This is a genomic window from Photorhabdus akhurstii (assembly GCF_018448925.1).
In the GTDB taxonomy this organism is placed as follows: domain Bacteria; phylum Pseudomonadota; class Gammaproteobacteria; order Enterobacterales; family Enterobacteriaceae; genus Photorhabdus; species Photorhabdus akhurstii.
In genome coordinates this window covers 72,107-93,881 of record NZ_RCWE01000004.1, presented here as the reverse complement: position 1 = coordinate 93,881, position 21,775 = coordinate 72,107, and the positions used below count along the sequence as shown (strand labels likewise).

Genomic DNA, 21,775 nt, shown 5'->3' with positions numbered 1-21,775 from the left:
ATGCACACATATCTACCCGAAGTAACGAATACCATTAGCGACGACGCGGCACAGTGCGCGGCATTTACTTTTGATACGCCCACGCCAATGACATCCGGTTGGGATCTGCTTGATTGCATGGAATGCGCCAAAAATGGCCGCTGGTATGAAACCCCCATTGATTTTTATGGGCTGGCACGCGCATTTTCGGCGGCGGTTTACCATCAGTCGCCCCTATTTTTTAAACGTAATGTGATCATGAGCTGCTTTAAACCTCACCCGTTATTGTCACGACAGGACATGGCCGCCTATGTACTGGATTATTTGGTATTTGGTAATGCCTATCTTGAAAAGCGAATGAATCGAGTTGGCGGACTGTTAAAGCTCAAGCACACGCCAGCAAAGTACACACGACGGGGAGAAGAAATCGACAAATACTGGTTCGTACAAAGCTGGCTACAAGAATTTGAATTCAAGGCGGGCAGTATTTTTCATCTGATGAACCCCGACATTCATCAAGAAATTTACGGTTTACCCGAGTACCTGGCCGGTCTTCTCTCGGCAAACCTCAACCGCTCGGCAACCGCATTCAGAATGAACTATTACGAAAACGGCAGTCATGCCGGCGTTATTGTCTATCTGACCGATGCACTGGCTGATCCCAGAGGCGTAGACAATCTGAAAACCGCGTTGCAAAAATCGCGGCGAGAGGGCGCATTCAAGAACCTGTTTGTCTATGCAGCTAACGGGAAAAAAGACGGATTGCAAATCCTACCATTCAGCCAAATCAGCGCCAAAGATGAATTTACTAACGTTAAAGAAGCCACCCGCGACGACATGCTAGCTATGCACCGCGTACCGCCGCAATTGATGGGGATTGTTCCCACGAGTGGGGGTAACTTCGGGGATATTGAGAAAGCGGCGAAAGTTTTTTCTATCAACGAACTTAGCCCCATTATTGAAAGCTTGAAGTCAGTCAATGATTGGGCGGGTGAAGCCGTTGTGCAATTCAATCGCTACGCTTTGCTTGATGCGTTGAACAGCAACAAATAACTACCAAACCAACCTTTCCACGGACACAACGCATTTAATCGTCACTCAATCGCGCTGTGTTCATTTTCTTTCTTTTCCGTCCCCGCCTTGAACGTTATGACATCCGCATCTCTGTGCGGCTCTGACGCGGTATCAGCGGCCTATTTCGCGATTACCGAGATCACCAAAGTAACCTGCTAATACCCCTCTTGGCTCGCGCTTGCTCCCCCGCCTCGCCCGCACGCAAAAAGGGGGCGTTTTTGTGCAATTGTGCGGAGTGGATGAAGTCTTGCCGGGTCTGGCGTGGGAGGGAATTACTGGCGTGGTGGTTATTGTGCAAAATTATGCAGATTTGTGCAAGGAATTTGTGAGATAAATTTAAGAATATTAAGAGGTAATCAAGAAAATAAAAGGCTGCGACTGCAACCTAATTTATCTCTCTATTTATGCTATGCGGTGACTATTTTCGCGGCTGAAAGTTGTGATCGAGTGATTTACATGCTTGCTTGTCATATTCTTCGTGCTGTTTAAAAATAGAGTAAGTGTGAGGATCAAAAAAAGATATTGATTCTATTACACTTTTATCGATAAGCGTTCGAAAATCACTTAACGCAAGCCCGCCGATACTCTCAATATAATGGCGACGATAGTTAGTTGTTATGTTGATCGTTAATGTGTCTTTATCACGATAACCGCTCCATAGTGGCAACAACTCTATATGATGACAATCGCCATGTTCAAAAGCCGGACATGATACAATCCCGACATAGAATTTTCTTGAACTTAAAGTGACAATAACCGGAAATTGCCTGACAGAAGCTTCCATCAACATATTTTCAACAGGGTTGTTCCCCACGGCGCGAGCCAACGCGTCGAACCGACGATCACCTTTTTCTGTTTTACGCTTGCTCAGATATCCGAAGAGACTTGCAAGGCCAATCGATACCAATCCCCAGACCGTAACCTTTAACTCCTTAAGATGATTACTGTCTTTTTCGAAAGAAATCGGGAAAAATTGTTGGAAAACATCGGCTTTCCAATGCAGCATTGAATTGATCAGCCAGCGAAACAAACCTGCTGCGCTCAGAAGTGAACAGAGGAACCAGGCCCCAAAAACAAACACAACACCCCACGTAGCGACAAAAAAATAAGCGTCCCAACCCTCGGAACGCTTATATTTATACCTTGTTGATAATGATAAATTGACGTAAATGTAACCACTAATAAGTATGATTGCGATAAGTATTGTGTTCATTTACTTCCCTGTACAAAACTGTGTTCCATTTCTTCAAACTTTTCAAACCGTTGTTTTATCTCAGAAATCACTTCTTTATTATTCAAGTCGATAGAGACATAGCCATCTTTACTTACCGCAAATTTTCTCTTATTTTCTTTCAGAACCCGGGCGAGGCGTTCGGTCGGATCTAATGCAAATGACATAATAGTTACCTCCTATTTTCAAATAAATCATACACCTATGTACACAACTCAACAGAGCTTATATGACGTTAGACAACAACAAGACAGTTAAGTTCATTTTAGCCAGTTAACGTCCTTGCTTCTTTAAGCATAACTTATTCGTCATTTAATGCAAAAAACAGCCCGTATAAACGGGCTATTTGGTCAATTTTTACGGTCGTAATACTCAATAATTTGCAGCGCGACGGCGGCAATCTGTACCGCTTCATCTCTTGCCGTTCCTGCGTGACCGCCACCAAACTGATCATGAAGAATAGCCTGGTTAAACTCGCCTATTTCCTCGCCCAAAATTGAAGCCCATACGAACGGGTCATGATCGCGGTCAGCGCCCCAGAGTTCATCCTGCTTTGTCATTTCTGACAGAACGCTACTTATAGCTTGGGTTTTTGAATGGTCAGTCATTATCTTTTCCCGCTGTTAATTTTTGATAAACAACAGACACAAACTTAGCCTGTTCAATGGCATTATCTAATCCATTGTTATGAAGACTAAACCGCCCAACCCTAACGTAAAGAGTATTTATCAGTGATGCCTCTTTCTTTAAGTCAATCCCCATTAATTCGCCCACATCGATAATCGTTCTTACATCTCTGTCGTCATAGTTACGCCAGAATGCCGGAATATTACAACGTTCATAGGCAGAGCGAAGAATAACATTATCAAACCCGGCGTTACCCCATACTCGCACTCGTAAGTATGCTTCATCTTCACAGACAAAATCGCTGAGTTCACGTAAAACAGTGGCAATATGAGACGTTCCCCGTTTAATTTCAGATCTCACGTGTTTGGGTTGACTCAACCACCATTTTATAGAATGCGCGTCGATTTTTCCGCCAGTATTCATTGCACTCGCAAGATTAACAACCGCATAAAATGTATGACCAAAACCGAATTCGACTTTGGCTGGTTCAAAAAATACAGCACCGATTGATACGATTACCGCGTCGGGACCCGTTCCCAGTGTTTCTAAGTGAATCATTAAATCTTTCATTTTTACCTCATCATTATGTAAGTAGTTTACAACAACGCATCACGGCCAATGTTTTTTAACATGACAGAGTAATGCATCTTTGGATCATGAAAAATATCGTTAAGATTGATAGTGTTACCCAATCTATCATTTAACCTGTTCATGATTGTTTTTACGCTTTTTCTATGTTGTTTGGTTTCTTTCTGCAAATAACCAAACATAGATAAGCAATAATGTTCGTCATTGACGATAATATTTCCTCCATCAAGTAATGAGCGGGCTAAAAAATCGTCCATTTCGATGTTATTGAGCGATGCCGACTCATAAATCCGTTTCACTTTTTCATCAAAAGGCATCATCGGGTAGTTTTGATGAAACTCATTCACCAATAGCTCGTCGTAATGTCTGTCAATTTCTCTCTTAATTTTGCTTGAATTTTGAACTACCGGAGAGTTATTGACAGAACTCCAAGGGGCGGCGGGGCCGCTAAAAGACAAAGACCCAAAAGACAAACCCACGGATTCAGCATCAGAGTTGTTAGAGCTGGAGTTAGTTTTCTTAGAGACAATTTTCCATTTTGTAAGACGGGTGCAAACCCGGGAATCTTCGCCCAGCCGGGGGGAATAAATACCGTAAATCTTATCGACGGTTTCGCCATAAGCGTTAGGTTCATCATTTTGCTGATACGCAAGATGAACTGCGTAATCTTTGCGCGGAATTAGTACGCCGCCCTGCTTCATAATGTAAGTAGCGAAACACCCCGCATCGGCTGCGGCAGTAACAGCATCCATCATCGGATCGCTTAACAGCGCTTGCCCGCGCTTAAACTCGCCCGAAATTTTTAATACTGACGTCAATTGATTGCTGAGTTTTCTCAGTTCACGCCAGACAGTAACTGGCGGCGTACCAATAGCTTGATACTGACGAATGCGATAACGTGACGCCCAAGCCATCGCGAATTTAGCCGTCTCTTTTAGTGGCTTGCCAGTTTCTTTATCACGCTCGCCATCAAGCGCGTAACCATCGATATTTTTCGAAATGTACTTAGCCACGTAAGCAGTGGCACTGCCTTTTTTTGGATCGAGTTTTTTGGCCGTAAACCGGGCACCTGTTCGCTTACCCAGTTCTTGCCGGTCTTCTTTGATCGCATAGCTACGCATAATATCCGTAATAGCTTTACGCTCATTCGGGCGCATAAACAGCAATAAATGCCAATGCGGGGTACTGTCATGATGCGGCTCAACAACCCGGAAGCCATAAATTCGCAATCCGTCGCGATCGAGTTTTGAGCCAATGTTAGCCCACACTTTGCGTAAATAGCGTTGTGCCTGAACCGGTGTTGAATGATTCCATTTGGGGTTAGCGTGCCCGCTGTGATTATTGGCGTGATACTTTGATGGGCAAGTGATGGTATAAAAAACGCCGACGTCGCCACGCTCTTGCGCGACAAACTCAATGCCTTGCATTCTTGTCATCAATTCGTGCCGGCGCAAAACCGGATTACTGATACTGGCATAAACCATGCTTTCTAACGAAACCACGTTACCGGCTTCATCAACCAAATCGTGCGCTTTAAAGAACTCGGTATTGCGGCGACGCTGTTCCTGCCAGTCTGATACGGCTTCGTAACTTAAGTAGGGATGGGCCTTTTTATTCACCTGATTTGCGGCGCGTAACTGACTTTCTCGCCAGTCACAGCGCAGACGCCAGAGTTGACGTTCCCACCACGTCGCATCAATCATTCTTGCCATTGCAGAAAATGGAGACAGTCGCGGCGGGATAATATGCAAAGAATAGACTTCTGCGGCAATATTGTAATATATCAACAAGAAGTCATCATGAGATATCTCTGCGGTATCGCCGTTTTCGTCTTCGGTCTCAGTACAAAACATCTCATTGACGCGTGCCGCAATTTCATTCGCCAGCGATTTAATCCGGCGCTTATTCATTTCGGCAAGATGGCGGAAAACGCCCTGATAATAAGCAGCCAGCTCACAGTAAGGTTTGACGCCCTGTTTTTCTCTGACCGCATCTAAACGCAGCAATGCACTCTTAACTGTTCCCAGTAAAAATGCATTGCTGTGTTTTGTACCGCGATTTTTCCGTAACCAGATTATTTTTTTCTGAAAATACGATTTAATAAAATGCGGCTGTTCGTTCAAGTAAGACTCAACGCCCGCGGCAGTTTCTTGCCACGAGCTCCGGCTTTCTTCATAAGCTTGTTTCTCTTGTAAAGCAAATCGGCGGCGGGATTCCTGTTGCGCAGGCGTTAAGACCTGGCTATGCAGTAAATCCCGCTCTATCAAGCGGGTGAGATATTTTTTTACATGCGGATGTTCGGACGTCATTTCACCCTTTGATAACAAAGTATCAGTATCATCAAGATAAGGTGACGCTATCGCCGGGCGGGGTTCATTCCACGGAAACGCCCATTCTTGGAGTTCCATACTCACGCGTCCACTCCCGCCAACAGACTGGCAATAATTTCTGCCGCGGGCTTTCTGCTATTGCTTGACGCTGCAATAGAACGTTGAGCTGTAATTTCTGTAATATCAAAATCTTTATAAATACCTTTTGCTTCCATACTGTTTGATACAACAATAGGATTACCCGATTCGTTATGTAATGTGATTAATGCATTCGTCAGTTTATGCTGTTCACTAAAGCTGAAATGATTACTGTGATAATTGGTGAATTTACCAAGATAGGGCGGATCGCAATATACAACATCATCAGCTTTAACAAGCTGCAATGTCTCTCTCCAGTCAGCACAAATAAACGTTGCTCGCTGCGCTTTTTCAGCAAAAGCACGAATTTCATCTTCCGGGAAATACACAGATTTATATTTACCAAATGGGACATTGAAATGACCACTTTTGTTGTATCGACACAAGCCATTAAAACAATGACGATTCAGATATAAAAACCAGACAGCGCGAATAAGTGGGGAACGGCATTCTGGCAACGCTGAGTTAAATTTGTCTCTTAGCAGATAAAAGCCATGCTCATTATTATAGAACTTAAAAAAATCTCGTGATAATTCTATAAATAATTCAACATCATTTTTAATTTGCTGATACATATTAATCAGATCTGAATTGATATCAGCAATTAAATACTCGTCATAATCCGTATTCATCATGACAGCGCATGAACCTGCGAAAGGTTCTACCAGCCGCCGCCCGGCTGGTAAATGTAATTTATCCATGATGCGGGCTTTACTGCCCGCCCATTTCAGAATGGTTTTATTCATTTGAGTAACACTCTATATATGATCTTATAAATACTTGCGCGACGGGCGCACAAATCGCATTGCCGTAGGCGCGTGTTCGTCCCACTCTGCCGGCAGTCCCATCAACAAGCGCGGGATTTCCGGATTGAGATAACCAGGTCTTCCAATCTGCCGTTGCATGAATTCTTGTAAATTCACTCCACGCCGATGTAATTTCCGCTTCTCTAGGTTTTTCATGCTCATACGCCCACGGTAATCGCGTGCCATTGGCGTCGGTAGCGCAGAAAAACAGCCGTTGTCTGATGTGCGCCGCGCCGACGCTCGCAGCGCAGAGATCGACCGCTGCGCTGGCGTAATTCTCTGTTTCCAAGTCAGCCTGTACAATGTCGAACCAAGCAAGGCCGTTTTTACTTGCAACTTGTTCACCAAAGATGACGCCAGGTCTGCACTGGCTGATGAGATGAAAAAAGGCTGGCCAGAGGTGCCGCTCGTCAGCAAATCCTTTTTTCTTGCCTGCTTCGCTGAAAGGCTGGCAAGGGCAAGAGCCTGTCCAGACGGGTTTGTCGTCCGGCCATCCAGCGCGGCGCAATGCATAAGACCAGACGCCGATCCCGGCAAAGAAGTGGCATTGTGTAAATCCTTGCAAATCATTTGGCGTGACATCTTCAGTACTCCGTTCATCAACAATACCGGTGGCAATATGTCCTGCTGCAATCAGATTACGCAGCCACTGCGCGGCAAATGGATCTATCTCGTTGTAATAAGCTGCGCTCATCAGCACCCACCTGCGTAGTGTTTATTCTTAAGCTCAAGAATTGACTGGCATGTCATACAGCGAGTGACTCCGGTTACAGCCTTTCGGCGTTCTTCTGAGATAGAATTACCGCAGTCTTCACACTCAAAAGCTGAAACACTAATGTGGCGGCCAGTAACAGCTTTGATTTGGCGCTCTAAAGTTGCAGCAATATGTTTTTCAGCAACATCAATAGAATCAGACATAATGCCACTCCCCTGCTTGACGCTCGATTTCACGCGCTTCGTCGGTTAACAACAGAGAAGCATTAGCATAATCAAGCTTATGCTTAAGAATGTGCGTTGAGAGTTTTGCAAGACGTGCTGAAAAGCGAGCTGCGCAGCATTGCCTTTCGTCTGCGCGTGCGTCGTTAAGCAATTCAAGCAAAGTATTGTCTTCAACTTTGCCACCTATTTTTATTTTTCTCTTTTCGATATTTCTCATTTTCACTTTCCTTTATTTAGGTAATAAAAGGCCAGGCGGGTTTACGCCATTAAATTAAGCATCAATTAACGGGGCATAGATAATCGCTCTGGAAATATGCTAGCCACCACTTTCAAGTGATTAATTGTTCGTACTAATGATTTCTTCTCATCAGGAGTGAATTCATTAAAGCTAATATTGTGTCGGGATTCAGGAATATCAGCGAGATTGAAAATAGCTGTCAGAACGCGCTTGTTAAATGCGAAGCTGTCGGGCCACTCCCATTTATCACGCATGAGTGAAATAAACTCGCCTAACTCTTTTTCATTTCCTCTAAAGTGTTGATATCGTATTGCTGATAACTGATTAAGTGCATCAGCCCGGTTTCCCATCGCTATTTCAGCAAAGCGAAATGCTTCTGTATTTGCCATGCTTCCCCCGTATAAGAATGCAGGAAAGTTTTATTTCAGTAAGAAGATAATCGCCGACGCAACATACAACATGACGAGCGGATATAATAATCCGTCAGTCAGTTTGGGTGCGCGAAAATCTTCGCCAGTTAATTTATATTTATGAGCCATCTTTTCGAGTGAGTTCATTAGAATTCCCCCCTATTTATCTTAATTAACGCTTCTAAGTGTTGCTGAGCGGCATCTTCCGTTAAATGAATAAGCCCTTGCTTTAAGAAATTGCTAAACATCGGCGAACCGTTATGCCAAGTAATACGGTGAATATTAATATTACTGCGTATAGCAACAACATAACATAAAGTGTCGAGCGCAGGAGCTTCACTTATTGGCTTTGGAAAACTCACAGAACCGACAGTGATTATTTCGGGTTTATGACGATATTTAAATTCTGGGTTCCATCCCGGATTGTGTGGACATTGTTCCCAGCCGATTGCTTTAGTGTAAAGCCGTTCCCACATCAGCCAGGGCTCGTCGGTTTTCAGAGCGTCTTGTGCATATTGCATCATTAATTCAGCGTGCACGTGTTTTTTATTTTGTGACATCGTTTAATCCTCTATTTAATAATCTCAGTTCATAATTTTCACCGGTGCTAATCTTCATGAATGATTCAAAGATTGCTATCACGTCTGAAAGAGACAACGGAGTTTCGTCTCCCGCATATTGCAGGACATCTGTTATTCGGCGCACGATTGTTAAATGAAAATCAGCACGCTCAATTGGGGATAATAATTTTAAATTTGGTAATCCAGAATCAGTTGCTAGACGTTGCATGTTCTCGGCTCCTATATAATTGTCTGACTTGGCCCATTGCCTGTTCTTTTGAGTCAAACTTGCCGTAAGAGTACTCACCATCACTGACTTGATAGCGAGTCGTTGTATTGATTTTGTTTTTCGGCAATCGGCGAATTGCAAAAGCACCGTAACTCTCTGTATGATTGCTAACATGTTTTAAAACGAGATTTGTGTGATTCATCATTAATCACCTCAGCTATTTTTAAAACTTCATGCGGAGTGCTTCTTGAGCTTCTTCATAAGCTTCAAGGAATTCATAAACCATATTTACTTCACGTTCTCTGCCTTTCTTTTTCTTTGTCAGTATCAATTTTTGCTCATTGGCTTGTTGTTGGACGGTTCTGACCGTTTGACCTGTAACCTCTGCATATGCTGAAAGCGTTAGCTTTGGGTATGGCAGACAGAAAACAACAGGGCAATCGGGCATTTTTATCACGAGAGGCTTAGGTCTTTTAACTGACATAGTTTATTCTTCCCAAATCTTTATCTGAGTTTCGTTCGGATTTAGCCGGACTTCGCCGTACTTCAAAGGTCTCCTATGGGAGGCCGCAATATGAGGATAGTCTCCACATGGGAACCTTGTCAAGCAGTTATGCAGAAAAACTTAAACTCATTAGAAAAGCCGAGGGGCTAACGCAAGTCGCATTTGCAAAAGAATTGGGATTGGGCTTGAGTACTGTAAAAAATTATGAAACGGGACATAAAGATCCTGGTTTATCAACTATTGGTAAAGTCACTAATCATCCCAGATTTGAAAAATACACGATGTGGCTAATGAGTAATAAAACTTTAGAAATGGCGGGGCAGATATCCCCCGCTCTCTCCCCTGATGGGCGAGACGACGACACATACAACAACCAAAGCGGCCAGAAGGCTGGTTAACTATATATAACATATACATACGTTGGGGGCGTGGTGGGATTTGCGCTGAACGTTTCCCTTAGCTTATAAATTAAGTAACTCATTAATGAAAATATTTTTGATGGTGATTATCAATCAATGGATCAAGTGGGAACTTTGTCAAGCAGCTATGCAGAAAAACTTAAACTAATCAGAAAAGCAGAGGGACTAACACAAGTCGCATTTGCAAAAGAATTAGGATTAGGTTTGAGTACTGTAAGAAATTATGAAACGGGGCATAGAGAGGCTGGCTTATCAATTATTGATAAAGTCACTCATCACCCCAGATTTGAAAGATACGCGTTATGGCTAATGACAGATAAGACGTCAAAAGCGGCGGGGCAGATATCCCCTATTCTCTCCTCTGATGGGCGAGACGACGGCATATCCGACAACCAAAGCGACCAGAAAGTTGGTTAACCGTATATAAAATATACACGCATTGAGGGCACGCCATATAAACTTAGCCGCGCCCTCATTAGTTGGTACTGATTATGAGTGTATCAAAATTAGATAGCGGGCAGTACCTTGTTGACGTTCGTCCGCAAGGACGTAAGGGCAAACGTATTCGCAAGCGTTTTAGTACAAAGTCCGAAGCGCAACAATATGAGCGATGGGTGATTGCTACCCAACACGATAAAGGTTGGTTAAATAAGGCAGCGGATCGCCGGACTCTCATTGAGTTAATTGAGCTGTGGTGGATGCACAAAGGGCAATCATTAAAAACAGGTGAAGAATCTAAACAGAATTTGCTGAATATGGCACATGATATGGGAAACCCCCCAGTACTGAAAATGACGAAAAGCACATTTGCAGACTACAGGTCAGAGAAGCTACTGGCGGGTATAAAGCCAGCAACGATCAACAAAAAGCAAATGTTGCTCAGTGGGGTTTTCACGACGTTAATCAAATTGGACAAATATCATGGTATCCATCCATTAAAAGGAATTGAACAGCTAAAGAAAAGCCAAGCTGAGATGGCTTTTCTCAGCCGGGAACAGATTGAGGCTTTTCTGTCCGCGCTCGATGGTGACAACTTAAAGGTTGCAAGATTGTGCTTAGCTACCGGGGCACGGTGGAATGAAGCAGCACGCCTGACTAGGGAAGCGGTAATAAAGCACAAAGTTACTTTCATAGACACAAAGAATGGGAAAAACAGAACAGTTCCCATCTCTAAATCACTTTATGATGAAATTCTGCAACATAAAAACCGACAATTATTTCCCGACGTCAATTATACATATGTACGACTATTACTTAAATCAATGATTCCAAATCTACCGCGGGGGCAGGCAACACACGTGCTACGACACACATTCGCAAGCCATTTTATGATGAATGGGGGCAACATATTAACTCTGCAAAAAATTCTAGGGCACGCTTCAATTGTGCAAACCATGATTTACGCTCATTTTTCACCTGATTATTTGAATGATGCAGTTCGCCTGAATCCATTAGAAAACCAATTTAACTAGCAGCAAAGTGATCCACATTTTGCCCAAAATACTCGGATTTATTAAGATTATTAAGGATCTGTATTTCGTGTTTACTTTAGCTAGCCCGCGGCAGGTCTGACGAGGAACCGCGGGCTATATTCCATTACAGAACAAGTAATTCCATAAATTCGAGCTTTACCGCGTAAACCGTCCCCGGCATATCTGCATCAGTCACCAATCTATATTGATTGCCAGAAACAGATGTCAGTAAGCGGTAACCATGTGGAGTAACAAATCCAGGCAAAGAAAAGTCTTTCACTCCGCGTTCAATGAAAGCCTGAGTGTGTTCTGCATTTTTCTCTGTCATGTTAAGTTTGATATCGAAATCTACTTCAGGAATTAACTTTAGCATTGCTTCATCACTAGTTGCCAATATTTACTGTATCCAAACACTCACTCTTATTCCATAAGTGAAAAATCTCGCTGCAACGCCCTATATAATTTGACATTTTCACGCTATGTACACTACCTAGGTACAATACAAACGAAGATCACATTCTATCCCTATTCCTTAAACTATTCTTGATTAATATGCGAACAAAATCGCAACATATTTAACATAAATTGCTAGTCTTAATAAAAAGTGAAAGCTTTCACCAACCACTTATCTCATAAGAAACGGTATAACAAACTGGAGACTTAGCAATGAAAAAAATCCTATTGTGTTGCGCGGCCGGTATGTCCACCAGCATGTTGGTACAACGTATGCAAGCAGAAGTGATAAAACGGGCATTGGACATTGAGATCAAAGCTGCCCCCACGGCTGAATTAGAACACCAGATAGCCGATGCTGACGTTGTTTTACTCGGCCCACAGGTGAGATATCAATTAACCCATCTTTCCGCTATCGCCAAACCACTCGGTAAGCCAATCGACGTTATTGACATGATGGATTATGGCTCTCTTCGTGGTGATAAGGTTCTCGATAAAGCATTAAGCCTATTGGAATAAGCAATTTCACCACCACTCGGAGTCCTCCCATGAGTCTCTATACCTCTTTTACGCGCGTCTTAGAAAGCTATATTATCCCGATTGCCGGGCGAATCGGTAACCAACGGCATATCATTGCAATACGTGACGGCTTTATCTCAGCCATGCCATTTTTGATCATCGGCAGCATGATGTTAATTGTGGCAAACCCACCCTTCGATTTACAGACTGCATCCTCATTCGGCCAAGCTTGGTTGTCCTTTGCCAAAACTCACTGGGGCACCATCACTATGCCTTACTTTATGACTATGGGATTAATGAGTGTCTTTGTTTCGGTCGGCACCGCCTACAGTTTATCTAAATCCTACGGTCTGGACGGACTAACTTCTGCTTTACTGTCACTAATGGCGTTTTTGCTAGCAGCAGCACCACAGATAGAAAACAAAATAGCTCTCGATTTCCTCGGTGGCACGGGTGTATTTACCGCATTAATTTGCGCTATCTGGTCAGTTGAACTAACACGTTTACTAAAAAAATATAACATCACCATCCGAATGCCAACACAAGTGCCGCCAGCAATTGCCCGTTCTTTTGAACTTCTGTACCCAGTCATAGGTATCTTGTTGACAGTTTATCCTGCCAGCTTGCTATTACAGAGTGAATTCAATCTACTTATTCCCGCAGCAATAATGCAGATGTTCCATCCACTCATTTCCATCGGTGATACTCTGCCCGCCATTATATTGGCGCTACTCATTGCTAACCTACTGTGGTTTGCCGGTATTCATGGCGCCAACATTGTCACTGGCTTGATGGCCCCTATTTTTATGGCAAATATTGCTGCCAATGCAACATTAATGGCTCAAGGTACTGCTACAACACAAATTTTTACTGACCCTTACTGGTCGTTTTATATCTGTATTGGCGGCTCTGGCTCTACGCTGGTTCTGGCGTTCCTTTATCTGCGCAGCCGTTCTATACATTTGCGTACTATCGGAAAACTGAGCGTGGTTCCGTCCATATTCAATATTAACGAACCACTGTTATTTGGCTCACCGATTGTGATGAATCCAACCTTATTCATTCCACTACTGGTTGTGCCATTGGTCAATGCAGTATTGTCCTACAGCACTCTGCATCTTGGCCTAGTGCATAAAATGGTCGCCCTTTCCCCCTGGACTACGCCAGCGCCATTCGGCGCAATGATTTCCGCTGCCTGGGATTATCGTGCGGCAGTGCTCGTGTTCATACTAATGATAATCGACCTCTTTATCTGGTATCCCTTCTTCAAAATTTATGAAAAACAGTTGGTCAACGAAGAAAATAAACAGCGAGAAAACACAGCATCCACCGGTGTAGAAACTCGATCCCAACCCTAATTTTCGGAGGATTTACACATGGATTTAGAACAATTTGTTGATTTAGAAAAAATTATTGTAGAGCTATTGGTTCATGCCGGAAGTGCGCGCAGTCACGCCCTAATGGCATTACAACATGCCAGAAACAGTGACTTTCAGACAGCACAAATACTGATGGCTGAATCCCAACAGGCAATTAAAGAAGCACACACGATTCAAACCACCCTCATCGGATTGGATGAAGGCTGCGGTAAATTACCTGTCAATCTCATCACTGTCCATGCGCAAGATCATTTAATGAACGCAATGGTTATTCAAGATCTTGCCAGCGATATGATTGAACTCTATCGCCGAATACCATCATAAGAGGAAAAGGTATGAAACGAATCAAAATAGCCGTTATTGGCGGCGGTAGCAGCTACACACCTGAATTAGTCGAAGGGCTTATTCAACACCAAAAAAACATTCCACTATCTGAACTGGCATTAGTTGACATTGACAGTGGAAAACAGAAAGTAGAAATTATCGCCGCGCTTACTCGCCGTATGTTAGCTCGTCATGGCATGGAACACGTTATTGTCAGCGTCCATTTCACACCAGATAACGCCATTCGCGGGGCTAATTTTATTTTAACTCAATTACGTGTCGGCCAGCTTCCGGCTCGCGCTGCGGACGAACGTCTGGGGCTAAAATATGGCTTGATCGGTCAGGAAACTACCGGCGTAGGCGGCTTTGCCAAAGCATTACGCACCATCCCCATTTTGCTGGATATTGCCCATAAAGTTGAACAACTTGCACCGGACGCATGGATTATTAACTTCACCAATCCAGCCGGGATTGTCACCGAAGCAATTTCCCGCTATAGCAAAGCAAAAATTATCGGCCTATGTAATGTCCCAGTCACAATGCATCACATGATAGCTAATATGCTACAACGCCCTTATCAAGATGTGCAGTTACACTTTGCCGGGCTGAATCATATGGTCTGGGTACATCAAGTACTGGTTGCAGGTCAGGATAAAACTCAACAGGTACTTGATATGCTATGCAATGGTGCAGTCTTAACCATGAATAATATTCAAGAGGCCCCCTGGCCTCCGCCACTACTTAAAGCACTAGGCGCAATCCCTTGCCCTTATCACCGCTACTTCTACCAAACCCGCAATATGTTACAGGAAGAGCACGAAGCCGCTGTCGCACAAGGCACTCGGGCAGAACAGGTCATGAAAGTAGAACAGGAACTATTTGAACTGTATGCTGATCCAGAACTTGATCACAAGCCAGAGCAACTCAGTTTCCGCGGTGGCGCATTCTATTCTGAGGTTGCACTGGATCTGATTTGCGCCATTCATAACAATCTCGATAGCCAATTGGTGGTCAATACCACAAACCACGGCGCTATTCGGGGTTTACCGGACGATGCCGTCATCGAAACCAATTGTATTATTAATGCAGAAGGCGCCCACCCGCTAACATTCGGCCGCCTGCCTGACAGTATGTATCCTTTGACGCAACAGATAAAAACCTATGAACGCTTAACGATCAAAGCAGCAGTTCATGGCGACCGCCACGCCGCACTATTGGCACTGATCACCAACCCACTGGTTGCCGATGTAGACATTGCTTCACCACTGTTGAATGACGTATTAACAATAAACCGTGATTATCTACCGCAATTTCAATGAATAAACATAAAGTTAAAACGATATCTGTTACTTCTGACTAACAGATATCGCTAACTGACTTTGTAACCTCTTTTTTTGCGGCGCCGCACGCATTTATCTTTCACGTTAAGTTTGAACAAGAGATTCTGTATTATACTGTGCTGAAATCAATTGATTGAAGAATATTGGAATATAAAGTTTCAATACGTTGAAATTTTAGGAAAATCTATGCCATTTAAAATAGAAAACTTGGGATATGGTGAAGCACATATCTCAGATTTTGAGGTGTCTGGCGTGGAATATACCCTGATTATAATGGAGATTATTTCAAAGGGAGATTCTTCTGTCTTTTTACCTGAAAATTACAGCTTCGATTTAAACAATTTTTTCGAAGTCTCATTTGATGCAAAAAACAATTTAGATAACAACACGCTATTTGAGAGGTGTCCTACAAATAACCATAATCAGATGATAGGGATTATGTACGCAGTTGAAAGGCTGATTAATGAGCACTATAATGCGGTCAGCCCTAGTGGATACATTTTACTAGCCGCAGATGAGCGACTAAACAGGGTCTATAAGCGGTATATATATCGATTTGTGACACAAAACGGCTTTACCATAATAGATAAGTTAGATCCAAACGGGAGGGGTTATGTCATACATATATAACGAACAAGCTGAAAAAGAAAAGCTTGAACTCGAAAAAGCGGTAGCTAAAAAAGCGGAACGTATGAGAGCTGCTTACAGCGCCCTAAAAAAATCCGAAAGAGAGGGTACTGTTCAGTATCTCAATGAAAAACCAAACTGGTACGTAGTCCGATAAACACTTGAAGGGAGCTTTTCGCTCCTTTTTTACTCCACACTAAACAAATCTGATACCCTAGATAATGGCTTTCTTTTGTATCTACTTAGTAGATACTCATACGGTTATAATGTATACTTACTAGACATGAAGAAACATTTATGGAGGCATAGATATGCGCACTCAAGCAGTTTTGCAAAAATGGGGAAACAGTATTGCTCTACGATTATCGGGAAATCTGAAAACGATACCTAATCTTGAAGCGGGTGATATCGTAAACATTAACATCAGTGAAGAAGGATTAGTTATTCAAAAAGCCGTCAAGAAACGGTTAACCGAGTCTGATTTATTAAATGGCTTATCCGCTTACACTGCGCATGCTGATGAACTGGCAGCTCCGAATCACAAGGAACTCAATTACTGATGTTTGTTCCTAAACGTGGAGATATTTGCTGGCTTGATTTCGAACCAACAAAAGGCAAAGAAATTGGCAAATATCGCCCAACACTCATATTATCGCATGAAACCTATAACCGACTAACTGGATTAGTTATCTGTTGTCCTATTAGCACCAGTATCAGAGGAGCACCTACAGAAGTACCTGTTACTAATCTGGAACAACCTTGCATAGTAGCAACAACTTTGATCCAAACTCTAGATTGGCGGCAACGCAAAGTAAAATTCATCACTGCGTCAGAACCTGGACTCCACGATGAAGTTCTGTTAAAACTCATTCCTCTCATTGGTGGCGAACATTTGCTTTCCTGCCTCCCTTACGAATAAAATAATGACCATCATCCCCGCCTCTTAATAATGAAAACTACCCAAAGCGGGGAAATCAGCCCAAGTTTATTGCTCTGTTATTTACCGTGCTTAACAGATTCAACGGAAGATTCAATATATCGTTCTTCGGGACGGAAAATAGCGACCAGTCGGAAAACCAAACTCATCCCGATACCAACAATCGTTGCCAGCGCCATGCCTTTTAGTTCAGCGACACCGATATTAATTTTCGCCCCACTGACGCCAATGATAAGAATGATAGAAGTTAGGATAAGATTTTGTGCTTTATTATAATCCACTTTGGAATCAATCAGCACCCGAATACCTGACGCGCCAATAACCCCATAAAGCAACAGCGATACACCGCCCATGACTGGAACCGGCACGGCCTGAATTGCCGCCGCCAATTTACCGACGCAGGAGAGCAAAATCGCCAGTATCGCAGCACCGCCAATAACCCAGGTACTGTAAACTTTGGTAATTGCCATGACACCAATATTCTCGCCATAAGTCGTATTCGGCGTTGAACCAAAGAAACCGGAAATCACAGTTGATAAACCATTTGCGAACATAGAACGATGCAAGCCCGGCTCTTTTAACAAATCTTTCTTCACAATATTCGCCGTCACAACTAAGTGACCAACATGCTCAGCGATAACAACCAACGCCGCAGGCAAGATCGTCATAATAGCGAACCATTCAAAACGTGGGGTATAAAAAGTTGGCAATGCAAACCACGGCGCTTCACGTATTGGCGTCAGGTCAACTACCCCCATCAGAAACGCCAACGCATAACCTACCAATACGCCAATGAGAATCGGGATAATGGCCAGAAACCCACGGAACATCACTGAACCCAGCACAGTTACCGCCAGCGTTACCAGAGAAATTGTCAACGTTGTCGGATCAATACTGGCACCTTCCGCCGGACGCAAACCCGCCATATCAGCCGCAACACCCGCAAGTTCCAGACCGATAACAGCCACAATCGCCCCCATTGCCGCAGGCGGAAACAGCGCATTAATCCAACTTCTCCCTGCCACCTTGACAATCAGTGAAACCAGACAAAATAACACACCGCATAGAATAAACCCGCCCAGAGCCAACTCATATCCCAGAGGCAACAACAATAAGACCGGTGAAATAAAAGCAAAACTCGATCCCAAATATGCCGGAACCTTTCCCTTACAAATCACCAAATACAACAATGTACCGATACCGTTAAACAGCAAAATTGTCGCTGGGTTGACTTTAAACAAAATCGGCACCAATACCGTCGCACCAAACATAGCAAAAAGATGTTGGAAGCTGAGTGGAATGGTCTGTAAAAAAGGAGGCCGCTCATCTATTCCAATCGTACGACGGGTCATCTTAATTTATCCTCTTAATATTCTTGCGTTAGAACCAAAAAAAAGCCGACTCAAAAGTCGGCTAACTTATTATTTCGTACCAAATATCTTATCGCCTGCATCCCCCAAGCCAGGCACAATGTATCCCTGTTCATTGAGTCTCTCATCAATAGAGGCTGTATACAGTTCCACATCAGGATGGGCCTTTTCCAACGCGGCAATACCTTCAGGCGCGGCCACCAAAACCAGAACTTTAATCGACTGGCAGCCGGCTTTTTTCAGTAAATCGATAGTTGCAATCATAGAGCCGCCGGTTGCCAACATAGGGTCAACCACCAGAGCCATACGTTCATCAATATTGGAGGCCAGTTTCTGGAAATAAGGGACAGGTTCTAAGGTTTCTTCATTACGATAAACCCCTACGACGCTGATCCGGGCACTGGGAACATTCTCCAATACACCATCCATCATCCCCAACCCCGCACGCAGAATAGGTACGACAGTTATTTTTTTACCTTTAATCTGCTCAACTGCCACCGGACCACACCAGCCATCAATAGTGACTTTTTCAGTTTCTAAATCAGCAGTTGCTTCATAAGTCAGAAGGCTTCCAACTTCTGCGGCCAGTTCACGAAAGCGTTTGGTGCTGATATCATTCGCTCGCATCAGGCCGAGTTTATGTTTAACAAGTGGGTGATTCACCTCAACGATCTTCATGGACATCTCCTACTGTATGTCATGTCGCCAGCAGACAAAAAAACCGCGAGATTATACCCTCTTTTAACCATAACACCACTACCAATCCGTTGGTTTTCATCAAACATAGCCCTACTTGCGAGAATTCCGATCCTAAACAAGAGTCTCGCAAACGTTTGCTTAGACTGTTAGAATTGTTACTATTCTGTCTTAATTTATCAAACGCAACCGCCTTGGGGGCTTCGAGTGACCAACAAAACCTCTCTCAGTTATAAAGACGCCGGTGTCGATATCGACGCTGGTAATGCCTTAGTCAACCGTATTAAAGGTGTTGTAAAACAGACCCGTCGCCCAGAAGTTATGGGCGGTTTAGGCGGGTTTGGCGCTTTATGCGCGTTACCACAAAAATACCGCGAACCCATTCTGGTTTCTGGTACTGATGGCGTCGGCACCAAATTACGTCTGGCAATGGATCTCAAACGCCATGACACTATCGGCATTGACTTAGTTGCAATGTGCGTTAATGACCTGGTTGTTCAAGGCGCAGAACCCCTATTTTTCCTCGATTACTATGCAACCGGGAAACTGGACGTTGATACTGCCGCCAGCGTTATCACCGGTATCGCGGAAGGCTGTCAATTATCCGGCTGTGCTCTGGTCGGTGGAGAAACCGCAGAAATGCCGGGGATGTACCACGGCGAAGATTATGATGTTGCTGGCTTCTGCGTTGGCGTGGTTGAAAAATCAGAAATCATTGATGGCAGTAAGGTTCAAGCAGGTGATGCCTTGATTGCCCTTGCCGCCAGCGGCCCTCACTCAAACGGCTATTCTCTGATACGCAAAATTCTGGCCGTCAGCAACACAGATCCAGAAGCAACCGAGCTTGAAGGTAAATCACTGGCAGATCACCTGCTCGCCCCGACAAAAATTTATGTGAAATCCCTTTTATCCTTGATTGAACACGTTGATGTTCACGCTATTGCTCATCTAACCGGTGGCGGTTTCTGGGAAAATATTCCACGTGTTCTACCTGAAAATACCCAGGCACAGATTAACGAATCCAGTTGGCAATGGCCGGCCATATTTAATTGGTTGCAACAGACAGGTAATGTTAGCCGTCATGAAATGTACCGTACATTCAACTGTGGTGTCGGGATGATAATTGCATTACCACCAACAGCCGTTGAACACGCTATTGAATTACTCACTGCCGCCGGTGAGAAAGCCTGGCATATCGGCTCTATCGCGACACTGCAAGAGGGTGAACAACAGGTTGTTATTAAATGAAAAGTATCGTTGTACTCATCTCTGGCAGCGGAAGCAATCTCCAGGCGGTGATTGATGCCTGCCAGCAGAACAGAATCAATGGTCAGGTTTGCGCGGTATTTAGCAATACAGCAAATGCTTACGGTCTGTTACGCGCTAAACAGGCGGATATTCCCGCTCATGTTATTAGCCCGAAAGACTATGCAGATCGTCAGGCTTATGATGAAGCGTTGAAACATGCCATTGATCAGTATCAACCAGATTTGGTGGTCCTCGCGGGTTATATGCGTATTCTGACGCCAGATTTTGTTCAGCACTATCTTGGCCGCTTGCTAAACATTCACCCGTCTCTGTTGCCAAAATATCCTGGCCTGCATACTCACCGCAAAGCGATAGAAAATGGTGATACAGAGCACGGTACTTCCGTCCATTTTGTAACAGAAGAACTGGATGGCGGTCCGGTGATCCTGCAAGCTAAAGTTCCTATTTTTGCCGGTGATCAGGAAAATGAGGTTGTTAAACGAGTTCAGACTCAGGAACACGACATCTATCCGTTAGTTATCAACTGGTTTATCGAAGGGCGCCTAAGTATGGTTAATGGCAAAGCGTATCTGGATGGAAAGATTCTCCCTCCAGAAGGCTATGCCGCAGAATAATTTACTTATACCCTAATGGGTATATTAACGGCTAATTACAGTGCTGTGGTAACATACCCGGCACTGCGAACTATTATTAATTATGTTCCTTACTAAAAACACTGAGGTGCCAAATGTCTGGTGGTTCTCATACCCCACCTGTTAGGTTACGTCCCCTTGAACGGGAAGATCTCCCTTTTGTCCATCAATTAGATAACAACGCCAGCGTTATGCGTTACTGGTTCGAAGAACCTTATGAAGCTTTCGTTGAACTATGCGATCTCTATGATAAACATATTCACGACCAGAGCGAGCGCCGGTTTATTATCGAAGGTTCTGACGCCAAAGTGGGTTTAGTTGAATTAGTCGAAATCGACTATATCCACCGCCGGTCAGAATTTCAGATTATTATCGATCCTGCACATCAGGGCCAAGGTCATGCAACCAAAGCGGCAAAACTGGCAATGGAATATGCATTTTCCGTCCTTAATCTGTATAAACTCTACCTGATTGTTGATAAAGAGAACGTCAAGGCCATTCACATCTATAACAAGTTAGGTTTCTATACTGAAGGCGAGTTAATAGACGAATTCTTTATTAATGGTAGTTACCACACAGCCATTCGCATGTGCGTTTTCCAACATCAATATTTTACATCCAAGAAAGATGAAAAAGTGAGTCAGCAATTACAGACAAAAATATAGCGACAAACGACGCCCTGTC

General features: G+C 43.7%; 32 protein-coding genes and 1 pseudogene. 15 read left to right on the top strand and 18 right to left on the bottom strand.

The genetic code is table 11. The features are described 5' to 3' along the window. Positions 1–1,032, top strand: coding sequence for a phage portal protein (locus tag EAE93_RS07055; protein WP_214039381.1), 1,032 nt, complete (start codon positions 1–3; stop codon positions 1,030–1,032). 439 nt (positions 1,033–1,471) lie between these two features. Here EAE93_RS07055 and EAE93_RS07050 read toward each other — a convergent pair whose 3' ends face one another. From EAE93_RS07050 to EAE93_RS06980, 15 genes are all read right to left on the bottom strand, one after another. Continuing rightward, complete coding sequence (locus tag EAE93_RS07050; RefSeq protein ID WP_110091572.1) at positions 1,472–2,266, bottom strand: hypothetical protein; 795 nt, start codon at positions 2,264–2,266, stop codon at positions 1,472–1,474. Next, positions 2,263–2,451, bottom strand: coding sequence for a hypothetical protein (locus EAE93_RS07045; protein WP_065390740.1), 189 nt, complete (start codon positions 2,449–2,451; stop codon positions 2,263–2,265). Before EAE93_RS07045 ends, EAE93_RS07050 begins: the two co-directional genes overlap by 4 nt. A gap of 183 nt (positions 2,452–2,634) precedes the next feature. Next, the gene (locus EAE93_RS07040) at positions 2,635–2,892 is read right to left on the bottom strand and encodes a MazG-like family protein (protein WP_214039380.1); all 258 of its coding nucleotides are present in this window, start codon (positions 2,890–2,892) and stop codon (positions 2,635–2,637) included. After that, a complete protein-coding gene (locus tag EAE93_RS07035; protein ID WP_214039379.1) occupies positions 2,885–3,481 on the bottom strand; it encodes a 3'-5' exonuclease in 597 nt (198 codons plus the stop codon). The genes EAE93_RS07040 and EAE93_RS07035 overlap by 8 nt, the downstream gene beginning before the upstream one ends. A 26-nt stretch (positions 3,482–3,507) precedes the next feature. Next, on the bottom strand, positions 3,508–5,907 hold the full coding sequence (locus tag EAE93_RS07030; RefSeq protein WP_214039484.1) for a replication endonuclease: 2,400 nt from the start codon (positions 5,905–5,907) through the stop codon (positions 3,508–3,510). Positions 5,908–5,909: 2 nt separating this feature from the next. After that, positions 5,910–6,713 carry a DNA adenine methylase gene (locus EAE93_RS07025; protein ID WP_214039378.1) on the bottom strand — a complete coding sequence of 268 codons (804 nt, stop codon included), beginning with the start codon at positions 6,711–6,713 and terminating at the stop codon, positions 5,910–5,912. Further along, complete coding sequence (locus tag EAE93_RS07020; RefSeq protein WP_214039377.1) at positions 6,706–7,467, bottom strand: DNA cytosine methyltransferase; 762 nt, start codon at positions 7,465–7,467, stop codon at positions 6,706–6,708. Before EAE93_RS07020 ends, EAE93_RS07025 begins: the two co-directional genes overlap by 8 nt. Continuing rightward, complete coding sequence (locus tag EAE93_RS07015; RefSeq protein WP_214039376.1) at positions 7,467–7,691, bottom strand: TraR/DksA family transcriptional regulator; 225 nt, start codon at positions 7,689–7,691, stop codon at positions 7,467–7,469. The genes EAE93_RS07020 and EAE93_RS07015 overlap by 1 nt, the downstream gene beginning before the upstream one ends. Next, entirely contained in the window at positions 7,684–7,929 is a 246-nt protein-coding gene (locus EAE93_RS07010; protein WP_065390746.1) for a DUF2732 family protein, read from the bottom strand. Before EAE93_RS07010 ends, EAE93_RS07015 begins: the two co-directional genes overlap by 8 nt. 65 nt (positions 7,930–7,994) lie before the next feature. Next, the gene (locus EAE93_RS07005; protein WP_214039375.1) at positions 7,995–8,339 is read right to left on the bottom strand and encodes a DUF5347 family protein; all 345 of its coding nucleotides are present in this window, start codon (positions 8,337–8,339) and stop codon (positions 7,995–7,997) included. Between the two features lie 30 nt (positions 8,340–8,369). Continuing rightward, the gene (locus EAE93_RS07000; RefSeq protein WP_165603294.1) at positions 8,370–8,507 is read right to left on the bottom strand and encodes a hypothetical protein; all 138 of its coding nucleotides are present in this window, start codon (positions 8,505–8,507) and stop codon (positions 8,370–8,372) included. Then, entirely contained in the window at positions 8,507–8,920 is a 414-nt protein-coding gene (locus EAE93_RS06995) for a hypothetical protein (protein WP_214039374.1), read from the bottom strand. The genes EAE93_RS07000 and EAE93_RS06995 overlap by 1 nt, the downstream gene beginning before the upstream one ends. Continuing rightward, on the bottom strand, positions 8,907–9,149 hold the full coding sequence (locus EAE93_RS06990) for a hypothetical protein (RefSeq protein ID WP_214039373.1): 243 nt from the start codon (positions 9,147–9,149) through the stop codon (positions 8,907–8,909). Before EAE93_RS06990 ends, EAE93_RS06995 begins: the two co-directional genes overlap by 14 nt. After that, positions 9,130–9,351: a hypothetical protein gene (locus EAE93_RS06985; RefSeq protein WP_214039372.1), complete on the bottom strand. Its 222-nt coding sequence runs from the start codon at positions 9,349–9,351 to the stop codon at positions 9,130–9,132. Before EAE93_RS06985 ends, EAE93_RS06990 begins: the two co-directional genes overlap by 20 nt. Positions 9,352–9,372: 21 nt before the next feature. Beyond that, positions 9,373–9,633 (bottom strand): hypothetical protein, encoded by a 261-nt coding sequence (locus EAE93_RS06980; protein ID WP_049585555.1) that lies wholly within the window; start codon positions 9,631–9,633, stop codon positions 9,373–9,375. 107 nt (positions 9,634–9,740) lie between these two features. Here EAE93_RS06980 and EAE93_RS06975 point away from each other — a divergent pair, with 107 nt between their 5' ends. From EAE93_RS06975 to EAE93_RS06965, 3 genes are all read left to right on the top strand, one after another. After that, positions 9,741–10,052 carry a helix-turn-helix domain-containing protein gene (locus EAE93_RS06975; protein WP_065390754.1) on the top strand — a complete coding sequence of 104 codons (312 nt, stop codon included), beginning with the start codon at positions 9,741–9,743 and terminating at the stop codon, positions 10,050–10,052. A gap of 117 nt (positions 10,053–10,169) precedes the next feature. Next, positions 10,170–10,490 (top strand): helix-turn-helix domain-containing protein, encoded by a 321-nt coding sequence (locus EAE93_RS06970; RefSeq protein WP_250150927.1) that lies wholly within the window; start codon positions 10,170–10,172, stop codon positions 10,488–10,490. Positions 10,491–10,564: 74 nt separating this feature from the next. After that, positions 10,565–11,545 carry a phage integrase gene (locus tag EAE93_RS06965; protein WP_214039371.1) on the top strand — a complete coding sequence of 327 codons (981 nt, stop codon included), beginning with the start codon at positions 10,565–10,567 and terminating at the stop codon, positions 11,543–11,545. 130 nt (positions 11,546–11,675) lie between these two features. Here EAE93_RS06965 and EAE93_RS06960 read toward each other — a convergent pair. Then, positions 11,676–11,918 (bottom strand): annotated as a pseudogene (locus EAE93_RS06960) (hypothetical protein); the annotation flags it as partial. Between the two features lie 293 nt (positions 11,919–12,211). Here EAE93_RS06960 and EAE93_RS06955 point away from each other — a divergent pair. From EAE93_RS06955 to EAE93_RS06920, 8 genes are all read left to right on the top strand, one after another. Then, positions 12,212–12,517, top strand: coding sequence for a PTS sugar transporter subunit IIB (locus tag EAE93_RS06955; protein WP_036805159.1), 306 nt, complete (start codon positions 12,212–12,214; stop codon positions 12,515–12,517). 29 nt (positions 12,518–12,546) lie between these two features. Then, positions 12,547–13,875 (top strand): PTS sugar transporter subunit IIC, encoded by a 1,329-nt coding sequence (locus tag EAE93_RS06950; RefSeq protein ID WP_214039370.1) that lies wholly within the window; start codon positions 12,547–12,549, stop codon positions 13,873–13,875. Between the two features lie 18 nt (positions 13,876–13,893). Beyond that, the gene (locus tag EAE93_RS06945) at positions 13,894–14,220 is read left to right on the top strand and encodes a PTS lactose/cellobiose transporter subunit IIA (protein WP_214039369.1); all 327 of its coding nucleotides are present in this window, start codon (positions 13,894–13,896) and stop codon (positions 14,218–14,220) included. Between the two features lie 11 nt (positions 14,221–14,231). Next, complete coding sequence (locus tag EAE93_RS06940) at positions 14,232–15,539, top strand: 6-phospho-beta-glucosidase (protein ID WP_214039368.1); 1,308 nt, start codon at positions 14,232–14,234, stop codon at positions 15,537–15,539. A gap of 207 nt (positions 15,540–15,746) precedes the next feature. Further along, positions 15,747–16,190, top strand: a complete 444-nt coding sequence (locus EAE93_RS06935) for a hypothetical protein (protein WP_214039367.1) — start codon at positions 15,747–15,749, stop codon at positions 16,188–16,190. After that, positions 16,174–16,344 carry a hypothetical protein gene (locus tag EAE93_RS06930; RefSeq protein WP_214039366.1) on the top strand — a complete coding sequence of 57 codons (171 nt, stop codon included), beginning with the start codon at positions 16,174–16,176 and terminating at the stop codon, positions 16,342–16,344. The genes EAE93_RS06935 and EAE93_RS06930 overlap by 17 nt, the downstream gene beginning before the upstream one ends. A 154-nt stretch (positions 16,345–16,498) precedes the next feature. After that, positions 16,499–16,747 carry an AbrB/MazE/SpoVT family DNA-binding domain-containing protein gene (locus tag EAE93_RS06925; RefSeq protein ID WP_036805145.1) on the top strand — a complete coding sequence of 83 codons (249 nt, stop codon included), beginning with the start codon at positions 16,499–16,501 and terminating at the stop codon, positions 16,745–16,747. Beyond that, positions 16,747–17,106 (top strand): type II toxin-antitoxin system PemK/MazF family toxin, encoded by a 360-nt coding sequence (locus tag EAE93_RS06920; protein ID WP_036805143.1) that lies wholly within the window; start codon positions 16,747–16,749, stop codon positions 17,104–17,106. The genes EAE93_RS06925 and EAE93_RS06920 overlap by 1 nt, the downstream gene beginning before the upstream one ends. Before the next feature lie 77 nt (positions 17,107–17,183). On the opposite strand, the gene uraA is transcribed toward EAE93_RS06920, so the two are convergent. Both uraA and upp read right to left on the bottom strand, forming a co-directional pair. Continuing rightward, entirely contained in the window at positions 17,184–18,476 is a 1,293-nt protein-coding gene (gene uraA, locus EAE93_RS06915; protein WP_214039365.1) for a uracil permease, read from the bottom strand. A 69-nt stretch (positions 18,477–18,545) separates the two neighbouring features. Further along, the gene (gene upp / locus EAE93_RS06910) at positions 18,546–19,172 is read right to left on the bottom strand and encodes a uracil phosphoribosyltransferase (protein ID WP_036805138.1); all 627 of its coding nucleotides are present in this window, start codon (positions 19,170–19,172) and stop codon (positions 18,546–18,548) included. Between the two features lie 225 nt (positions 19,173–19,397). On the opposite strand from upp, the gene purM reads away from it, so the two are divergent. The 3 genes from purM to speG all read left to right on the top strand — a co-directional run bounded on the left by purM (position 19,398) and on the right by speG (position 21,756). After that, on the top strand, positions 19,398–20,438 hold the full coding sequence (gene purM, locus EAE93_RS06905) for a phosphoribosylformylglycinamidine cyclo-ligase (RefSeq protein WP_036805134.1): 1,041 nt from the start codon (positions 19,398–19,400) through the stop codon (positions 20,436–20,438). Continuing rightward, positions 20,435–21,073 carry a phosphoribosylglycinamide formyltransferase gene (gene purN / locus EAE93_RS06900; protein WP_036805132.1) on the top strand — a complete coding sequence of 213 codons (639 nt, stop codon included), beginning with the start codon at positions 20,435–20,437 and terminating at the stop codon, positions 21,071–21,073. Before purM ends, purN begins: the two co-directional genes overlap by 4 nt. Positions 21,074–21,186: 113 nt before the next feature. After that, a complete protein-coding gene (speG, locus tag EAE93_RS06895; protein ID WP_036805128.1) occupies positions 21,187–21,756 on the top strand; it encodes a spermidine N1-acetyltransferase in 570 nt (189 codons plus the stop codon). The last annotated feature ends 19 nt before the right edge of the window (positions 21,757–21,775 follow it).